This is a genomic window from Actinomadura sp. K4S16 (assembly GCF_008327685.1).
GTDB lineage: Bacteria > Actinomycetota > Actinomycetes > Streptosporangiales > Streptosporangiaceae > Spirillospora.
In genome coordinates this window covers 551,374-568,699 of the sequence record NZ_BDDE01000015.1, presented here as the reverse complement: position 1 = coordinate 568,699, position 17,326 = coordinate 551,374, and the positions used below count along the sequence as shown (strand labels likewise).

Below are 17,326 nucleotides of genomic sequence, written 5' to 3'. Positions count from 1 at the left end.
CCGGTGCGCGCCTGGGTGGTCGAGAAGCCGTCCCCGATGGCGACGGGGCCGCTCCGGCGCGCCGACCGCGAGGTGCCCTCGCCCGGCCCGGGCGAGCTGCTGGTCCGCGTGCTCGCGTGCGGCGTCTGCCGGACCGACCTGCACGTTGCCGAGGGCGACCTGCCCGTCCACCTGCCGGGCGTGACGCCGGGCCACGAGATCGTCGGGGAGGTCGTGTCCGCCGGCCCCGGCTGCCTGCACGGGCCCGGCGACCGCGTCGGCGTCGCGTGGCTGCGCGGGACGTGCGGCGCGTGCCGGTTCTGCCGCCGAGGCGCCGAGAACCTGTGCCCGTCCTCGGTCTACACCGGCTGGGACGCGCACGGCGGCTACGCCGAGTACGCGCTCGCCGTCGACGCCTACACCTACGCGCTGCCCGCCGAGCTGGACGACGTGCGCGCCGCCCCGCTGCTGTGCGCCGGGATCATCGGGTACCGGGCGCTGCGCCGCGCGTCCCTGCCGCCGGGCGGCCGGCTCGGCATCTGGGGGTTCGGCGGCTCGGCGCACCTGGCCGCGCAGATCGCGCTCGCCGAGGGCGCCGACGTGCACGTGTTCACCCGCAGCCCGGCCGCCCGCGAGCTGGCCCGCGAGCTCGGCGCGTCCTGGGCGGGCGACTCCTTCGACGCCGCCCCCGCCCCGCTCGACTCGGCGATCATCTTCGCGCCGGCGGGCGAACTCGTGAACGCCGCGCTCGAACGGCTCGACCGCGGCGGAACCTGCGCCGTCGCGGGCATCCACCTGAGCGACGTCCCGCCCCTGGACTACCAGCGGCACCTGTTCCAGGAGCGCCAGGTCCGCTCGGTGACGGCGAACACGCGGGCGGACGGCGAGGAGTTCCTGACGCTGGCCGCGCGCCTCGGCGTCGCCGTCACGACGCACGCCTACGGCCTGGACGACGCGGACCGCGCCTTGGCCGACCTCGCCGGAGACCGCTTCACCGGCGCGGCCGTGTTGGTCCCCTGACCCTCCGCATCCTTCGCGAGCGGCACCTCTCACCTGGCATTCGCCGGCGGGGCGAGCCCTATTGACACCGCGTCTCGCATGCCGTTGGATCGCTCCATACTCGCGAGTAGCCTACTTCGGTCAGGCCGACTCGGGAGGCCCCCCGCCGCGTTTCACTCCTGCGAGAGGACCCCCGTGTCGTCAATCATCAAGCGGCTGGCCGCACTGTCCCTGTCGGCGGGCCTCGCCGGCACCGCCCTGGCCACCGCCCCCGCGGCGTCCGCGGAGCCGACCCCGGCTCCGAGCGCCCAGACGACCGCTGACGCCCCGCCCGCGACGCTGGACCTGTCGGACTGTCCCGACGTCCTGCCGGTCGGCGCGGACCCCGCGAACTGGTACTGCAACGTGCTGGTGACCAACGGCGGCAGCATGAAGATCGGCAACATCGACCAGCAGATCACCGCGCCGATGCGGATCACGCTGCTGGCCGGCTACGACCCGAAGACCGGCGCCGAGATCTCCAAGTTCGTGAAGATGCGGAGCACGGCGATGAGCGTGGCCGGCGGCGCCCTCGGCGTCCCCGGGAGCGAGAGCATCCCGCTGCTCGCGCTGAAGGTGAAGCCCCAGTACGCCGGGAAGATCGACATCGACATCCCCAACCGCAAGACCCGGCTGGACCTGAAGCTGAAGCTCATCAACCAGCTGCTCGGAGACACGTGCTACGTCGGGTCGAACGCGGCGCCGATCACTCTCAACCTGGACCTTCCGGACATCACTGGAGCCTCGGGGCCGGACGGCACGTTCTGGGTCAGGATCAGGGCCACCGACGACACGTTCGCCGTGCCGAAGACCACCGGGTGCGGGTTCGCCGCGCCGATCGCCGACCTGCGCGGCGGCCTGCCGTCCGCGTCCGGCAAGAACCACGCGGAGCTGATCTCGTACTTCGGCGGCAAGGGGTACTCCGAGATGTACCCGACGATGGGCATCCGCAAGAAGTGACGGCTTGACACCGGCGAACGGGCCCGCGCCGTGCTCCCCGGCGCGGGCCTTCGCGTTGCTAGATGGGTTCCGCGGCGACGTGGGCCCAGGACTGGGTGAACCAGAGTTCGCCGCCGATGACGCGCGGCTTGGCGCCGGTGCGGGGACCGCCGTCCACCTCGTCGAGCATGGCCTCGCGGATGCGGTCGGCCGCGGCGTCGTCGCGGGCCCCGGCGAGCCACGGCTCCACGGGACGCTCCACGGTGAACACGTCCAGCCGCCGGATGCTCCCGCCCGCCGAGGTGATCATCTCGGTGAGCCGGGCGATGGACGGGGTGCCGGGGTGGTCGGGGTCGCGGAGCCGCTCGATCCGGTCGCGCTCGGGTCCGGAGAGGTTGCCGCGGACGAGGTCGGCGATGACCACCCGCCCGCTCGGCCGGCACACCCGCAGCAACTCCCGCAGCACGTCGTCGGGATCGCCCAGGGTGTAGAGCGAGAAGCGGGCCGTGACCAGCGAGAACGTGTTGTCCCTGTACGGCAGGGCGGTGGCGTCCGCCTTGACGGGGTCGCGCCGCGCCGGACCCGCCGGGCGCGGCCGCGGATCCTCGCGCGTCACGGCGGCCGGGGGGCGGCGGGCGCCGTCGCCGCCGTCCTGGCCGTCGCGGGCGCCGTCCGGGTCGCGGGTCCCGCCGGTGATGCGGACCGGGCCCGTCCCGAACTCCACCGTCTCCATGCGGGCCGACCTGGCCGACGTGGACGCCGCCGTCACGGGCGTCGCGTCCACCGCGGTCATGTGGCGGACCTGCGGCCCGAGCGCGGCGGGCATCGGGCCGCGCCCGCGCGCGACGTCCAGGCACACGTCATCGGGACAGGGTTCGACGAACTCCAGCAGGCGCCTCAGATGCGGGGCGATCGTGCCCCCGGTCTCCTGGACGGCGGTCGCCGGATGCGGCACGGGTGCTCTCCCTCGGCTCGGCCGGCTTCGCCGTACGGGGTTCCGTTCGCGTCCGCCGCGCAGGCGCGGGCCGGGGGAGCCCACCCGCCAGAGGTGGGCGCGTCGGCGTCGGCGGGACGTCGAACGGGCGTGAAGCCGGTTTCGCCAGTTATGACTCCCGGTCGGGCCGGGAGGTTCGGAACGGCCGCGAAAAATCCGTCCGCCGTCCGGCCCGCGCCCTTCAGTTCCGCAGGTGCTCGCCGTACAGCGTCAGGACGACGATGACGAAGACGATGATGACCGCCATCCGGCCCGGCATGGGAAGCCGGAGCCGCATCGCGGCCCAGCGCACGCAGAACGCGGCGAGGAGTGACACGACGATGAGAGCGAGGATGCCTTCGTCCATGGCCGCCTTCGTTCCGGGGGGATTGCCGCCTCTTTGAACCATAGACGGGTAAGGAGGGGGTTACCCGCCGGTCGGGGGGTGACGGTCGGCCGATACTCTCACCTTTGTGGCAGATGCTAAGGAAACAGACGGCCGGGACAGGGTCGACGAGATGGCGGCCAACCTGGCGCGCGGCCGTGTCGCGCTCGGGCTCGCGGCGCTCGCGGTGCCGAGGCTGACCGTGAAGCTGATGGGGCTCGGCGGCGGCGCCGACCCCGGCCGCGACCTCATGGTGCGGATGTTCGCCGCCCGGGAGATCGCGCTCGGCGCGGGCTACCTGCTCAGCGGCGACGACTCGGGGCGCCGGCTGTGGGCGCGGATCGGCCTCGCCGTCGACTCGATCGACCTGGTGAGCGGGCTGAAGACCCGCAAGGGCCTGCCGCTGTGGGTGACCGCGGGAACGGCGGGGGTGGCCGGCGGCGCGGCCGCGATCGGCGCCGCGAAGGTCGGCCGCGACCTGGTGAGCTGACCGACTCCCCGGCCGCCCGCACGGGCCGCGTGATCCCGTCCGGCTCGTGGGTAGGCATCCCCGCACGCATCCGGCACAGGGACGGCGGCAGGGGACGGCGGCAGGGGGAAGACGGGCATGACGGCGACGGCGGCGCGGGACGAGCGGGCCATGCCGAAGGGCAGGGAGCTCTACGTCGTCCTCGGTGCCCTCATGCTCGCCATGCTGCTGGCGGCGCTGGACCAGACGATCGTGTCCACCGCGCTGCCGACGATCGTCAGTGAGCTCGGCGGGCTCAACCACCTGTCGTGGGTCGTCACGGCGTACCTGCTCTCCGCCACCGCGTCGACGCCGCTGTGGGGCAAGCTCGGCGACCAGTACGGCCGCAAGCGGCTGTTCCAGGCGTCGATCGTCATCTTCCTGATCGGCTCCGCGCTGTGCGGGCTGTCGCAGAACATGGCGGGCCTGATCGTGTTCCGCGCCCTGCAGGGCCTCGGCGGCGGCGGGCTGATGGTGCTCGCCGTCGCCATCGTCGGGGACGTGGTGCCGCCCCGCGAGCGCGGCCGCTACCAGGGGCTGTTCGGCGCGGTCTTCGGCGTGGCCAGCGTGTGCGGTCCGCTGCTCGGCGGCTGGTTCGTCGACAACCTGACGTGGCGCTGGGTGTTCTACATCAACCTGCCCATCGGGGTGGTGGCGCTGGCGGTGATCGCCGCCGTCCTGCACGCGGCGGGCGAGCGGGAGCGCCACCGCATCGACTACCTCGGCACGCTGCTGATCGTCGGCTGGGCCGTCGGGCTCGTGCTGATGACGACCTGGGGCGGGACGCGCTACCCCTGGCTGTCCGCGCCGGTCATCGGCCTCGCCGCCGGCTCGGTGGTGCTGATCGCGCTGTGGCTGCTGGTGGAGCGGCGCGCCGCCGAGCCGGTCATGCCGCCGGCGCTGCTGCGCCATCCGGTCTTCGCGCTCGGCGGCGCGATCAGCTTCGCGGTCGGCTTCGCGATGTTCGGCGCGCTGACCTTCCTGCCGATCTTCCTCCAGGTGGTGCACGGCGTCTCGCCCACGCTGTCCGGCGTCTACCTGCTGCCGATGATGCTCGGCATGCTGCTCAGCTCGATCGGCTCCGGGCAGCTGATCACCCGGTTCGGCCGCTACAAGATCTATCCGATGGTCGGCACGCCGATCATCGCGCTGGCGCTGTACCTGTGCTCGGCGCTGGACGAGAACTCCACCACCCTGAGCATGAGCCTGCGGTTCGCGCTGCTCGGCTTCGGTCTCGGCCTGGTCATGCAGGTGCTGGTCATCGCCGTCCAGAACGCGGTGGCGTACGAGGACCTGGGCTCGGCGACGTCCGGCGTCACCTTCTTCCGGCAGATCGGCGGGTCGTTCGGCGTCGCGGTGTCCGGCTCGGTCTTCAGCAACCAGCTCGCCGGGCATGTGGCGGATCTGGCGCGGGTCCTGCCGCCGGGCTTCGATCCGGCGGCCGTCCAGGGGAACCCGGGGCTGCTGGACCGGTACCCGGCCGCGGTCAAGAACGCCGTCCTGCACGCCTACGCGGAGTCGATCGACTCGGTGTTCTTCTGGGCGGTGCCGGTGGCGGCGGTCGCGTTCGTCCTGACCTGGTTCCTGCGCGAGGTCCCGCTGCGGGCGACCTCGCGGACGCCCGACTACGGGGAGGGCTTCGGCGCGGCGCCGACCGTCCGCTCGTCCAGGCACGAGATGGAGCGGGCCCTGAGCGAGCTGATGCGCAAGGACGCCAGGGCCTTCGAGATGTACGACCGCCTCGCCGCGCACTCGGGCGTCTCGCTGCCCGCGGGCAGCGTGTGGGCGCTGTGCCGGATCGCCAGGGACGGGACGGTCACCGGCCGGGAGCTCGCCGAGCGCGCGGGCGTCCGGGCCGAGCAGGGCCGCCCGTACGTCGACCGGCTCGTCGACGCCGGTTACGTCCTGCGGCGGGAGGGCACTCTTACCGTCACACCGTCGGGGCGGGACGCCGCCGAGCGCCTGTTCGCCGCCAGGCGGGAGGGGCTCGCCCGGCATCTGGACGGCTGGGCCCCCGAGGAGCATCCTGAACTCGCGGACGTCCTCTCGCGGCTGGCGGAGGAGTCCCTCGGCGACGAGGCGGACGGCGAGGTCCTGGGTCCCGGAACGCGGCCCGCGGAGCGGGGAGCGTAGGCTCCCCCGAGACCCAGCTCACATAGCGTTGCGCCGTGAGCGATGTAATCTCATACTGACTAACCGAATCACACTCGGTTTCGGGACGGAACCCCAATTTTTGGAGGCGTAGTGGCCGAGGCGTACATCGTCGGCGCGGTCCGTACCCCCGTCGGTACCAAGAAGGGCGCCCTCAAGGACGTCCACCCCGCCGACCTCGGGGCCCACGTGCTCAAGGAGCTCGTCAACCGCACCGGGGTCGACCCCTCCGCGGTCGAAGACGTGATCATGGGCTGTGTCATGCAGGTCGGCCCGCAGTCCCTCGACATCGCGCGCACCGCGTGGCTGTCGGCCGGGCTGCCGGAGAGCGTGCCCGGCGTGACCATCGACCGGCAGTGCGGATCGTCCCAGCAGGCGATCCACTTCGCCGCCCAGGGCGTGCTGTCGGGCACCCAGGACCTCGTCGTCGCCTCCGGCGTCGAGCAGATGGCGATCGTCCCGATGGGCTCCTCCGTGGCCATGGCCATGGAGAAGGGCATGCCCTTCCCGTACGGCGAGGGCTGGGCCGAGCGCTACGGCATGCAGGAGATCTCCCAGTTCCGCGGCGCGGAGCTGATGGCGGAGAAGTGGGGCCTCAGCCGCGAGGACATGGAGAAGTTCGCGCTGGAGAGCCACCAGCGCGCCGCCAAGGCCATCGAGGCCGGCTACTTCGACCGCGAGATCGCCCCCATCGCCGGGCTGTCCAAGGACGAGGGCCCCCGCCCCGACACCACGCTGGAGAAGATGGCGGGCCTGAAGACCCTGCGCGAGGGCGGCCGGATGACCGCCGCCGTCGCCTCGCAGATCTCCATCGGCGCCTCCGCCGTGCTGGTCGCCTCCGAGGAGGCCGTCAAGCGGTACAACCTCACCCCGCGCGCCCGCATCCACACCCTCGCCGTGTGCGGCTCCGACCCGGTCTACATGCTGACCGGCCCGATCCCCGCCACCGAGAAGGCCCTGGACCGCGGCGGGCTGAAGATCGACGACATCGACGTCTTCGAGGTCAACGAGGCGTTCGCCCCGGTCCCGATGGGGTGGGCGCACGACACCGGCGCCTCGCTGGAGAAGACCAACCCCAACGGCGGCGCGATCGCCCTCGGGCACCCGCTCGGCGCCACCGGCGGCATCCTGATGACCAAGCTGCTGCACGAGCTGGAGCGCACCGGTGGCCGCTACGGCCTCCAGACGATGTGCGAGGGCGGCGGCCAGGCCAACGCCACCATCATCGAGCGCATCTGAGTCCACCGGACCGCCCCCTGGAGCCCGCTCCAGGGGGCGGTACCGTTCGGGGATGGGCGGCGACATGTACGAGACGATCCTGTATTCGGCGGACGAGCGGATCGCGCGGATCACGCTGAACCGCCCCGACGCCCGCAACGCGCTCAGCGACCGGATGATCGGCGAGCTGCTCGACGCGTTCGACCGGGCCAAGGCCGACCCCGACGTCCGGGTGATCGTCCTGACGGGCGCCGGCGACCGGGCGTTCTGCGCGGGCGCCGACCTCGGCGGCCTCGGCGAGGCGCAGGCGGACGGCCGCTCGGTGGCCGACGCCGCCGCCATCCGCGAGAGCGCCCCCTTCCGCCTCTTCACGGCCTTCCCCAAGCTCGGCAAACCGATCATCGCGCGGCTGGCCGGGCACGCCGTCGCGGGCGGCCTCGGCCTCGCCGCCGCCTGCGACCTGGTGATCGCGGCCGACGACGTCAAGCTCGCCACCCCCGAGGTCAACGTCGGCCTCTGGCCCATGATGATCATGGCGATCATCAACCGGAACGTCGCCCCGAAGCACGCCTTCAAGCTCTACTACACCGGCGCCCGCGTCACCGCCGCCGAGGGCCGCGACATCGGCCTGGTCACCGAGGTCGTCCCGCGCGCCGAGCTGGACGCCCGGGTGGACGAGCTGGCCCGCGTGATCGCGTCCAAGAGCCCGGTCGGCCTGCGCCGCGGCCGCGACGCGTTCTTCGCCATCGAGGGCCGCCCGCTGGAGGACCAGGTCGCCCACCTGTTGTCCGAGCTGGTCGAGCTGACCGCCACCGAGGACGCCAAGGAGGGCATCACCGCCTTCCTGGAGAACCGCCCCCCGGACTTCCAGGGCCGCTGAACCGCCCGGCCGGTCCGGGTGTGTGACACTTCGGGCCATGGAGATCGGGGAGGCCGTCCGGCGGATGGGGCTGGCGGACACCTACAGGGACCGGCACTGGAGCAGGGCCGTCAAGGTGACCGACGACACCGTCCAGAAGGCGGAGCCCGAGTGGCTGGAAGGGCTGCTCGCCGCGCTGCTGGAGGTGGAGAAGCCGACCTACCCGATGCGCTACGGCTTCGAGGCCGCGTTGCGGCGGCTGGCGGGCGCGCCCGGGGACGCGGGCCGTGTCGCGAGCGTCCGCGCCCTCGCGGCCAAGGGGCGTGCGTGGTGCGGCGACCTCCGCTACGACCTGCCCGAGGTCGCCGAATGGCTGGCCTGCGCCCAACCTCCCGAGCATCTCCTCGCGGTCTTCGACGATGCCGAGGCGTCGGACGAGCTCGCGGCCTGCCTGCTCCAGGAGACGGCCCTGCGCTACGACGCGACGTCCGCCGAGGGGTTCGCCGAGCGGCTGCGGGCCGCCGGGCACCCGCTCGCGGAGCTGCCCCTGCGGCCGGCCGAGGCCGAGCGGCGCCACGGGCTGCCCCGGTACCCGGGTAGGCTCCCGGCGGGCTGGCGTCCGCCCGGTGAGGCCGCGCCGGGGCCCTCCGGCCTCGACATCGGGGTGACGGCGGTCGACTGGCCCGAAGCCCGGCGGGCGCTGGGTGCCTACCGCAACTGGCCGACGGGCGAAGAATGCCTGGAGGCCGGTCTGTTCCAGTTGGACCGTCCACTGGCTCCCGCCGACCTGGGCGCCTCACTGGTCCGCGCCCTTCCGGCCCTCAGCACCCGCTCCGGTGTCACCGGAGTGCGGCGGGTGACGACTCCCGACGTCCTGCGGGAGCTCTTCTACGGGGCCGGGTCCGGCGGCGCGTACGGGCCCCGCATGCGCGCGGGCGACGCGCGCAGAGCGTCGTGGGAATCGCTGGCGGGCCTGGTCGGCTTTCCCGGGGACGACTTCACGGCGGTCGAGCGGGCCGCCGACCGGTGCGCCTGGCTCTTCTACGGCTCGGACTGGCACATGCGGGTCGCCGAACCGCTGGACGTCGGCATCGCCGTCCTGCGTCCCGACCGCCGGACGGTGGCGGTCCTAGCCGCCACCGACTCCGACTGACCCGCGGGCGGCCTACGAAACCGGGCCCGATCACCGGCGCAACCGCACGTCAGCGGGACCCGGCCGGTCAGTGGACCTGGCGGTCCATTCCGGCCCAGTACGGCTTGCGCAGCTCGCGCTTGAGGACCTTCCCGGTGGTCGACAGGGGGAGGGCGTCGACGAACTCGTAGCTGGTGGGCGTCTTCCAGGCGATCAGCGGCTCGCAGTGCCGCCGGAGCTCGTCCTCGCTCGCCGTGCGGCCGTGCTTGAGGACGACGACCGCGTGCACCTTCTCGCCCGGCTTGTCGTCCGGGATGCCGATCACCGCGACCGCGGCCACCGCCGGATGGGACGCGACCGCCTGCTCCACCTCGGTGGAGTAGACGTTCCAGCCGTCGACGTTGATCACGTCCTTGATCCGGTCGACGATGTGGAGGTAGCCGTCCTCGTCCAGGTATCCGCCGTCGCCGGTGTGGATCCAGCCGTCCCGGAGCGTCCGCGCCGTCTCCTCGGGCTTGTTCAGGTAGCCGAGCATCAGGGCGCCGGTGCGGACGATGATCTCCCCGACCGCGCCCTGCGGCAGGTCCGCGCCCGCGTCGTCGACGATCCGCACCTCGGCGCCGATCGCGGGCCGCCCCGCCGAGCGCAGCTTGCGGCCCGCGACGTGGTCCTCCGGCGGCAGCAGCGTGGCGAGGCCGAACTCGTTCATTCCGTACCACTGGTGGAAGGCGGCGTTCGGGAACGCCTCCATCACCCTCCCCAGGAGGGCCTCGGTGATGGGCGCCGCGCCGTAGGCGATGCTCAGCATGCTGGACAGGTCGCGCGCGGCGATGCCGGGGTGGTCGACGATCTGCTGCAGGGTGCCGGGGGCGAACGGCGCGTGCGTGACCCTGTGGCGTTCGATCGCGTCGAGGAGCCCGTCGACGTCGGTCGTGCGCGGGACGACGGTGAGCCCGCCCCACATCCCCTGGACCAGCCAGGTCACCAGCATGGAGATGGAGGAGAAGTTCGACGTGATCAGCATGTGCCCGCCGGGGAGGCCGTGGCACGGGACCCGCGCCGGCATGGTCATCGCCGAGTGGACCAGGCGGCCGTGGGCGACCACGACGCCCTTGGCGCGTCCGGACGTCCCGCTGGTGTAGACGATGCCGGCGGGCGCGTCGCCGCCCCGGCGGGCGTCCTCGACCGGCTCCGTGCGCGAGATCAGCTCCTCGAACCCGGGCATGCCGTCCGGTGCCGGCCCGTCGCCGACGTGGACGACCTCGCGCAGCTCGGGGCAGGCGTCCCTGATCTCGCCCAGGCGGTCCAGGAACGCGTCGTCGACGAAGAGGATCCGGGTCCGCGACTCGGCCAGCGCGTAGATCATCTCCTGCGTGCTCCAGGCGGGGTTGACCGGGTGGAACACCCCGTCCGCCCACGCCACGGCCAGGAAGAACTCGAGGTAGCGGTCCGAGCCGAGGGCCAGCATCCCCACGGGTTCGCCGCCGCCCGCGCCGCGCTCCCGCAGGGCCCCGGCGAGGCGGGCCACCCGGTCGGCCTGCTCGCGCGCCGTGCGGAACCGGTCGCCGTAGGCAGTGACCGGCTCGTCCGGAGCGAGTTGCAGGGCCCGGTGGACGATGTGGGTGATGTGCACGGGGTCTCCTCCGAATGGCGCGTGATCAGCTCGTTCCCGCGGACGCGGGTGCTCGGACGGCCGCCCGGCGGAAGACGGTCAGGGCCGTGACGAGCATGAGCAGCGAAAGGACCAGGGCGCCGGTGAAGGCCCCGGCGAGCGACTGGACGCGGCTCCCGTCCACCTCCTCGTAGACGGCGACGAGGACGGCGATCCCGAGCGGCCCGCCGACCTGCGTGGTCTGGATGAGGCCGGACGCGCCGCCGTGCTCGCCGGCGGGCAGGCCGGTCATGGCGATCGCCGTCGCCGCCACCGACACCAGCCCGTGGCCCGCGCCGAAGAGCAGCACCGGCCCGAGGATCGTGGACACGTAGGTGCTGGCCGCCGAGATCTGCGTCAGCCACGCCATCCCGATGACGGTGAGCACGGACCCGGCAGCCATGACCTTCATCGGGCCGACGCGCGCCAGCAGCGACGGCACGGCCCTGTTCGCGGCGATCACGGTGAGCGTGGTGGGGAGGAAGGCCAGCCCGGTCTCCAGCGGGCCGTACCCGAGGACCCCCTGGACGTAGAGGGTGAGGAAGAACATCATGCCGCTCATCGCGGCGGTGAGGAGCAGCCGCATGACGCAGGCCCCCGCGCGGTTCCGGTCGCGCAGCAGCCCCAGCGACATGATCGGCTGCGGGGCCCGCGCCTCCACGGCGACGAACAGGGCCAGGAGGACCGCCGCCGCGGTGAGCGCGGCGGCGACCGGGCCGTCACTCCAGCCGGACTCGGCCGCGCGCACGACCCCGTAGACGAGGAGCGTCATCCCGGCGGTGGCGGTGAGCGCCCCGGCCGCGTCGAAGCGGCCCCTGATCCGCGGGGACTCGTGGAGGCACCATCGGGAGAGCGCCACCACGGCGGCCCCGACGGGGACGTTGACGAGGAACGTCCACCGCCACGTCCCCCACTCGATCAGCAGCCCGCCGGCGACCAGGCCGAGCAGCATGCCGACGCTGCCGGCGCTCGTGGTGACGGCGTAGGCCCGGTTCCTGGCGCGGTCGTCGGGGAACCCCGTCGAGATCAGCGCCAGGGAGGCGGGCCCGGCGAGTGCGGCCCCTGCTCCCTGCCCGGCCCGCGCGAGGAGGAGCAGTTCGGGGTTGACGGCCAGCCCGCCGAGGAGCGAGGCGGCGGTGAACAGCGCGGCCCCCGCGGTGAAGACCCGCCGGTGCCCGAGGATGTCGCCCGCTCGTCCGCCGAGCAGCAGGAGGCCGCTGAACACCAGCGTGTACGCGTTGACCACCCAGGAGAGCTGGGCCGCGGACGTGTCCAGGTCCCGCTGGATGCTGGGCAGGGCGACGTTGACGATCGTCAGGTCGAGCAGCAGCATCACCTGGCTCGCGGCGAGGAGGCCGAGCAGCAGAGCACCGCGAGTAGGTGCGTATGTCGGCATCGCCGGAAGCGTACCCCGGCTTTTTGATCAAGGAAACCCGTCCGAACGGCGCGCGTCGCGCCCCTCGCCGGGCGGGCTCCCGGCCTCGCGGCGGGTGGTGGTCGAGGACGGCGCACCCGGGCTGCGCGGGTCCGATTGCGGTGGGTCTCGGCGGGGTTGGGGTGGGCTTTACCCGCCTCGGGGAAAAGGGGCGGTGTGGGGGCATGGTTCACGCGCGAGATCGCGGACGCCGGGCGGCTCCGGCTGTTCTGCTTCCTCGTGGCGTTCATCCTGGCCTTCCTGTTCATCCGGTTCAGCGTGCGGATGATCCGGCGGCAGGTGCGGTGGTGGCCCGGGAACGTGACGCCCGGCGGGCAGCACATCCACCACGTCGTGTTCGGGCTCGTGTTCATGTGCGTCGGCGGCGTGGGCGGGCTGGCGGTGCAGGACGGCACGTCCGGACTGGCGGCGGCCGCCGCGGGCGTGTTCGGGGCGGGCACGGCGCTCGTCCTGGACGAGTTCGCGCTGGTGCTGCACCTCCAGGACGTCTACTGGAGCGAGCAGGGCCGGCTGTCGGTCGAGGTCGTCTTCATCACGGTCGCGCTGTGCGGCTTGATGCTGCTGGGCCTGCGGCCCCTGGGCGCGAACGACGCCGCCGGGGACGGGGTGTGGGGGATCGTGGGCGTCCTGCTGTTCAACCTGTGCGTCGCGCTGATCGCGCTGCTCAAGGGCAAGGTCTGGACGGGCGTCATCGGCCTGTTCATCGGCCTGGTCGCGATCATCGGGGCCGTCCGGCTGGCCCGGCCGGACTCGCCGTGGGCCCGGCGCCGCTACGCCGAGGGGTCCCGAAAGGAGCGGCGGGCGCGGATCCGGGAACGCCGGTACCGGCTGCCCGTCCAGCGCTTCGGGGACTGGCTGAGCGACCTCATCGCGGGCCGCCCGTCCGCGAAGTAGCGGGCCGGGACACCTTGATCGAATTTTCTCGGCGGAGCGCGAACTCCGACGGGGTGCCGGACGTCTGACTGTCCGGTGGCCGTGGACATCGGGGGACCACGGCCACCCTCCGAGACTCCCGTTGACGGCGCGGGGGCGGGCGGGCACCGTGAGGCGGGCGACCCGAGAGGAGCCCCCCATGGCGCCGTTGGACGGACTGCGCGTCCTCGACCTGACGATGTGGCGGCCCGGTCCCTACGCCACGCAGCTGCTCGCCCAGCTCGGCGCGGACGTGATCAAGGTGGAGCCGCCCGGCGGGGAGCCGATGCGGATGTTCCGCGACCACTTCGACGTCCTCAACCGGCACAAGCGCGGCATCGTGCTCGACCTGAAGTCCGCGGACGGGCTCGCCGCGCTCAAGGAGCTGGCCGGTGACGCCGAGGTCTTCGTCGAGGGGTTCCGTCCCGGCGTGGCCGAGCGGCTCGGCGTGGGCCACGGGACGCTGAGGGAGCTCAACCCGCGGCTCGTCTACTGCTCGATCTCCGGGTACGGGGCCGAGGGGCCGCTCGCGGACGTCCCCGGGCACGACGTCAACTACCGCGCCTACGCGGCGGCGCTGCCGCCCGACGCGGTCTCCCCGGAGGCCGACGAGCTGCCCCTCGCGGACATGGCCGCCGCGACGATGGCCGCGTTCGCGATCACCGCCGCCTGCCTCAAGGCCCGCGCCACCGGGGTCGGCGACCGCATCGACCTCGGGATGGCGGACGTCCTCGCGCACTGGGTGGGCACCGTCCCGGCCGCGACGCGGCGATCGGGGGTCGGGCCGGTGCCCGGGTACGGCGTCTACCCCACGAAGGACGGCCAGAAGATCACCCTGGGGGTCGTGTCGGAGGAGCGGCTCTGGGCCGCGACCTGCCGCGCGCTCGGCATCGGCGAGCACGCCGGCGTCCCGTTCGCCGAGCGGCTCCAGCGGATCGGCGAGCTGGACGGCGCGGTCGCCGCCGCGGTCGCGGGGCTCACCCGGGCGGAGGCCATCGAGCGCCTCACGGAGGCGGGGGCTCCGGTGGCGCCGTTGCTGTCCCGCGCCGAGATGCTCGAACTCGATCACTTCCGGTCGCGCGGGGTCCAGGACGAGGGGCCGGTGCGGACGGCCGTCCATCCGCCCCTGGCGGGGGGAGCGGCCCCGGAGCTGGACGAGCACCGGGGCCAGATGTGGCGTCTCACGGAGTGATATACAGGTGGGATTGTCCGATCTGTTTGGCATGCTTGGTACGTGAACGCGCGCGCGATGAGTTCCGTCCTGATCGGCAGATCGGCCGAGCTGCGGCGGCTGCGGGACGCCCTGTCCGCCGCGCCGGGCGCCGTGCTCCTCGGCGGTGACGCCGGGCTCGGCAAGACCCGCCTGATCAGGGAGTTCGCCCGGGAGGCCGACGCCAGGACGCTGGTCGGCGGCTGCCTGGAGCTCGGCTCCGACGGCCTGCCCTTCGCACCGTTCACCACCGTTCTGCGCGGGCTCGTCCGCGACATCGGCATCGACGGCGTCGCCGGGCTCGTCCCGCGCGGCGACACCGGCGCGCTCGCCCGGCTGCTGCCCGAGTTCGGCGAGCCGGAGAGCGACTCCGCGTCCGGCGAGGAGCGCGCCCGGCTGTTCGAGGTCGTGCTGGCGCTGCTGGAGCGGCTCGCCGAGCGCGGCCCCGTCGTGCTGGTCATCGAGGACGCCCACTGGGCCGACCGCTCCACCCGCGACCTGCTGGCCTTCCTGATCCGCAACCTCGGCACGGCGCCGCTGCTGATCGTCATGACGTACCGGTCGGACGAGCTGCACCGCACCCATCCGCTGCGCACGCTGCTCGCCGGGCTGGAGCGCCTCGAACGCGTCCGCCGGGTGGAGCTCGGCCGGCTGGCCCGCCCCGACGTCGCCGCGCTCGTCACCGAGCTGCTCGGCCAGACGCCGCCGCCCGGCCTCGTCGAGCGCATCGAGGCCCGCAGCGAGGGCAACCCGCTGTTCATCGAGGCGCTGCTCGACGACGACGGCACGCTGGCGTGCGAGCTGCCGGAGTCGCTGCGCGACCTGCTGCTGGCCGGCGTCCAGCGGCTCCCGGAGGAGACGCAGGAGGTGCTGCGCGACGCCAGCGGCGGCAGCACCCGCATCGAGCACGCCCTCCTGGCCGTCGTGTCCGGGCTCGACGACGCCGCGCTGACCCGCGTCCTGCGGCCCGCCGTCGCCGCGAACGTCCTGGTGGTGGACGGCGACGGCTATGCGTTCCGGCACGCCCTGATCCGCGAGGCCGTCCACGACGACCTGCTGCCGGGCGAGTACACGCGCCTCCACACCCGCTACGCCGAGGCCCTGGAGAAGGAGCCCGGGCTCGTCCCGGCCGGGCGGCTCTGGGTCGAGCTGAGCTACCACTGGACGCAGGCCCACGACAGCACGTGGGCGCTGGTCGCGTCCTGGCGCGCCGCGGGCGAGGCCCGCAAGGCGGTCGCCTACGCCGAGTGCCTGGCGATGCTCGAACGCGTCCTGCAGCTCTGGGACAAGGTCCCCGACGCGGCCGAGCGCATCGGCGCCGACCACATCACGGTCCTGGAGAGCGCGGCGAACGCCGCCGAGCGCGCCGGGGAGTACGACCGCGGCATCAAGCTCGTCACCGCCGCGCTGAAGGAGGTCGAGGCCGCCGACGGCGAGCGCGACACCGCCCGCTGGGCGGCGCTGCTCGAACAGCGCGGCCGCATGCGGTACCAGGTGGCGCGCCCGGGGTTCGTCGAAGACCTGCGCGCCGCCGTGGAGGCTCTGCCGGTCGAACCGCCGAGCATCCTGCGCGCCCGGGCGCTGTCCACGCTGGGCAACTACGTGCGCATCACCACCTCCATGGACGAGGCCCGCGAATCTGCACTGGAGTCGCTGGCCATCGCGCGCGCCCTCGGCGACCCCGTCGCGGAGAGCGAGGCGCTGATCACGCTGTTCTGCGCCCACACCGACTACGAGGACGAGGGGCGCCTCACCGTGATCAGGGAGACCGCCGAGCGCAGCGGCGACTTCCAGGTGCTGCTCCGCTACTACGTGATCCAGTCGCACTTCCTGGAGGGCGTCGGACGGCACGAGGAGGCCGCCGCCATCGCCGGGCGCGGCACGGAACTGGCCCGCGAGCACGGCGTGGCCCGCACCCAGGGAACGTTCCTGTCCATCAACCAGGCGGAGCCGCTGGTCTCACTCGGCCGGTGGGACGAGGCCATGGCCGTCATGAACCACGCCATGGAGCAGGACCCGGCCATCACGACGCGCACCTCGCTGCTCGTCCTGTCCGGCTGGGTGGCACTGGTGCGCGGCGACCTCGCGACGGCCAAGGAGCGGCTCGCGCAGTCGCGCGAGATCATGAAGCTCAGGCTGAAGTGGCGCAAGACGCAGGACTACTTCAGCACCCTCTGGCTGGACGCGAGCATCGCGCTCGCCGAGGGGCGCGCCGAGGCCGCGCTGGACACGCTGGATCCCGTCCTCGAACTCGTCGGCCTGCCCGACGACGCCCGCTACGCGTGGCCGGCGCTCGTCGTCGGGGCGGCGGCCTGCGGCGAACTCGGCGACGCCGCCGAGGACCGCCTGCGCCGGCTCGAGAAGCGCGCCGCCGGCCTCGGGGCGAGCGGTCCGCTCCAGCACGCGCACTGCCGCACGTTCGCCGCCGAGCTGGCCCGGGCGCGGGGCATCCTCGACCGGGCCGCCTGGGAGGAGGCCGCCGCGGCGTGGGAGGCGCTCGCCAACCCGTACTACCGGGCGCGGGCCCTGTCCCGCGCGGCGGAGGCCGCGCTCGCGGCCGGCGACCACGAGGCCGCCACGGCGGCGCTGCAGACCGCCGCCGAACTCGCGGACGGGCTGGGCGCCCGGCCGCTCGCGGAGGGGATCGCCGACCTGCGGCGCCGCACCCGGATGCCGCGCCGCGGCGACGCCTCGGCGCCGCTCGGGCTGACGCCCCGCGAGTTCGAGGTGCTGCGCCTGGTCGCCGAGGGCCGCAGCAACCGCGACATCGCCGAGGAGCTGTTCATCTCGGTGAAGACGGCCAGCGTCCACGTGTCGAACATCCTCGGCAAGCTGGAGGTGGCGAGCCGCGGCGAGGCCGCCGCGACCGCGCATCGGCTGGCCCTGTTCGCCACCCCGAAGGTCGGCGCCTGAGCCGCGCGCTCGGCTGATTCACG

Annotated in this window: 14 protein-coding genes; 10 read left to right on the top strand and 4 right to left on the bottom strand. The window is 73.5% G+C overall.

Translation table 11 applies throughout. The features are described 5' to 3' along the window. Positions 1-3: 3 nt before the first annotated feature. Together K4S16_RS23815 and K4S16_RS23810 are read left to right on the top strand one after the other, a co-directional pair. Positions 4-999, top strand: coding sequence for a zinc-dependent alcohol dehydrogenase family protein (locus K4S16_RS23815; protein ID WP_149261185.1), 996 nt, complete (start codon positions 4-6; stop codon positions 997-999). Between the two features lie 174 nt (positions 1,000-1,173). After that, positions 1,174-1,977, top strand: coding sequence for a hypothetical protein (locus K4S16_RS23810; RefSeq protein WP_149261184.1), 804 nt, complete (start codon positions 1,174-1,176; stop codon positions 1,975-1,977). Between the two features lie 58 nt (positions 1,978-2,035). Here the strand turns inward: K4S16_RS23810 and K4S16_RS23805 are convergent, their stop codons facing one another. Together K4S16_RS23805 and K4S16_RS45155 are read right to left on the bottom strand one after the other, a co-directional pair. Further along, positions 2,036-2,911: a class I SAM-dependent methyltransferase gene (locus K4S16_RS23805; RefSeq protein WP_149261183.1), complete on the bottom strand. Its 876-nt coding sequence runs from the start codon at positions 2,909-2,911 to the stop codon at positions 2,036-2,038. Positions 2,912-3,131: 220 nt separating this feature from the next. Beyond that, the gene (locus tag K4S16_RS45155) at positions 3,132-3,296 is read right to left on the bottom strand and encodes a hypothetical protein (RefSeq protein WP_200842050.1); all 165 of its coding nucleotides are present in this window, start codon (positions 3,294-3,296) and stop codon (positions 3,132-3,134) included. Positions 3,297-3,402: 106 nt separating this feature from the next. On the opposite strand from K4S16_RS45155, the gene K4S16_RS23800 reads away from it, so the two are divergent. The 5 genes from K4S16_RS23800 (at position 3,403) to K4S16_RS23780 (ending at position 9,203) form a co-directional block, all read left to right on the top strand. After that, on the top strand, positions 3,403-3,804 hold the full coding sequence (locus K4S16_RS23800; RefSeq protein ID WP_235037017.1) for a hypothetical protein: 402 nt from the start codon (positions 3,403-3,405) through the stop codon (positions 3,802-3,804). Positions 3,805-3,921: 117 nt separating this feature from the next. Further along, positions 3,922-5,955 (top strand): MFS transporter, encoded by a 2,034-nt coding sequence (locus K4S16_RS23795; RefSeq protein ID WP_149261182.1) that lies wholly within the window; start codon positions 3,922-3,924, stop codon positions 5,953-5,955. Between the two features lie 111 nt (positions 5,956-6,066). After that, positions 6,067-7,212, top strand: coding sequence for an acetyl-CoA C-acetyltransferase (locus tag K4S16_RS23790; RefSeq protein ID WP_149261181.1), 1,146 nt, complete (start codon positions 6,067-6,069; stop codon positions 7,210-7,212). Between the two features lie 52 nt (positions 7,213-7,264). Next, on the top strand, positions 7,265-8,071 hold the full coding sequence (locus K4S16_RS23785) for an enoyl-CoA hydratase/isomerase family protein (RefSeq protein WP_200842049.1): 807 nt from the start codon (positions 7,265-7,267) through the stop codon (positions 8,069-8,071). A 37-nt stretch (positions 8,072-8,108) separates the two neighbouring features. Then, complete coding sequence (locus tag K4S16_RS23780; RefSeq protein WP_149261180.1) at positions 8,109-9,203, top strand: DUF6183 family protein; 1,095 nt, start codon at positions 8,109-8,111, stop codon at positions 9,201-9,203. A 67-nt stretch (positions 9,204-9,270) separates the two neighbouring features. On the opposite strand, the gene K4S16_RS23775 is transcribed toward K4S16_RS23780, so the two are convergent. Then, positions 9,271-10,815, bottom strand: a complete 1,545-nt coding sequence (locus K4S16_RS23775) for an AMP-binding protein (RefSeq protein ID WP_149261179.1) — start codon at positions 10,813-10,815, stop codon at positions 9,271-9,273. A gap of 25 nt (positions 10,816-10,840) precedes the next feature. Next, on the bottom strand, positions 10,841-12,229 hold the full coding sequence (locus K4S16_RS23770; protein WP_149261178.1) for an MFS transporter: 1,389 nt from the start codon (positions 12,227-12,229) through the stop codon (positions 10,841-10,843). Positions 12,230-12,424: 195 nt separating this feature from the next. Here K4S16_RS23770 and K4S16_RS23765 point away from each other — a divergent pair, with 195 nt between their 5' ends. From K4S16_RS23765 to K4S16_RS46720, 3 genes are all read left to right on the top strand, one after another. Next, the gene (locus K4S16_RS23765; protein ID WP_149261177.1) at positions 12,425-13,162 is read left to right on the top strand and encodes a hypothetical protein; all 738 of its coding nucleotides are present in this window, start codon (positions 12,425-12,427) and stop codon (positions 13,160-13,162) included. Between the two features lie 178 nt (positions 13,163-13,340). Then, positions 13,341-14,372 (top strand): CaiB/BaiF CoA-transferase family protein, encoded by a 1,032-nt coding sequence (locus K4S16_RS23760; protein WP_149261176.1) that lies wholly within the window; start codon positions 13,341-13,343, stop codon positions 14,370-14,372. 42 nt (positions 14,373-14,414) lie between these two features. Continuing rightward, positions 14,415-17,303, top strand: coding sequence for a helix-turn-helix transcriptional regulator (locus tag K4S16_RS46720; RefSeq protein WP_305790873.1), 2,889 nt, complete (start codon positions 14,415-14,417; stop codon positions 17,301-17,303). Positions 17,304-17,326 lie beyond the last annotated feature (23 nt).

What these genes read in the sequence shown, in the direction of transcription:
- K4S16_RS23780 (WP_149261180.1), top strand. Translation starts at nt 8,109, where the DNA reads ATGGAGATCGGGGAGGCCGTCCGGCGGATGGGGCTGGCGGACACCTAC.
- K4S16_RS23785 (WP_200842049.1), top strand. Translation starts at nt 7,265, where the DNA reads ATGGGCGGCGACATGTACGAGACGATCCTGTATTCGGCGGACGAGCGG.
- K4S16_RS23770 (WP_149261178.1), bottom strand. Translation starts at nt 12,229, where the DNA reads ATGCCGACATACGCACCTACTCGCGGTGCTCTGCTGCTCGGCCTCCTC.
- K4S16_RS23795 (WP_149261182.1), top strand. Translation starts at nt 3,922, where the DNA reads ATGACGGCGACGGCGGCGCGGGACGAGCGGGCCATGCCGAAGGGCAGG.
- K4S16_RS45155 (WP_200842050.1), bottom strand. Translation starts at nt 3,296, where the DNA reads ATGGACGAAGGCATCCTCGCTCTCATCGTCGTGTCACTCCTCGCCGCG.
- K4S16_RS23760 (WP_149261176.1), top strand. Translation starts at nt 13,341, where the DNA reads ATGGCGCCGTTGGACGGACTGCGCGTCCTCGACCTGACGATGTGGCGG.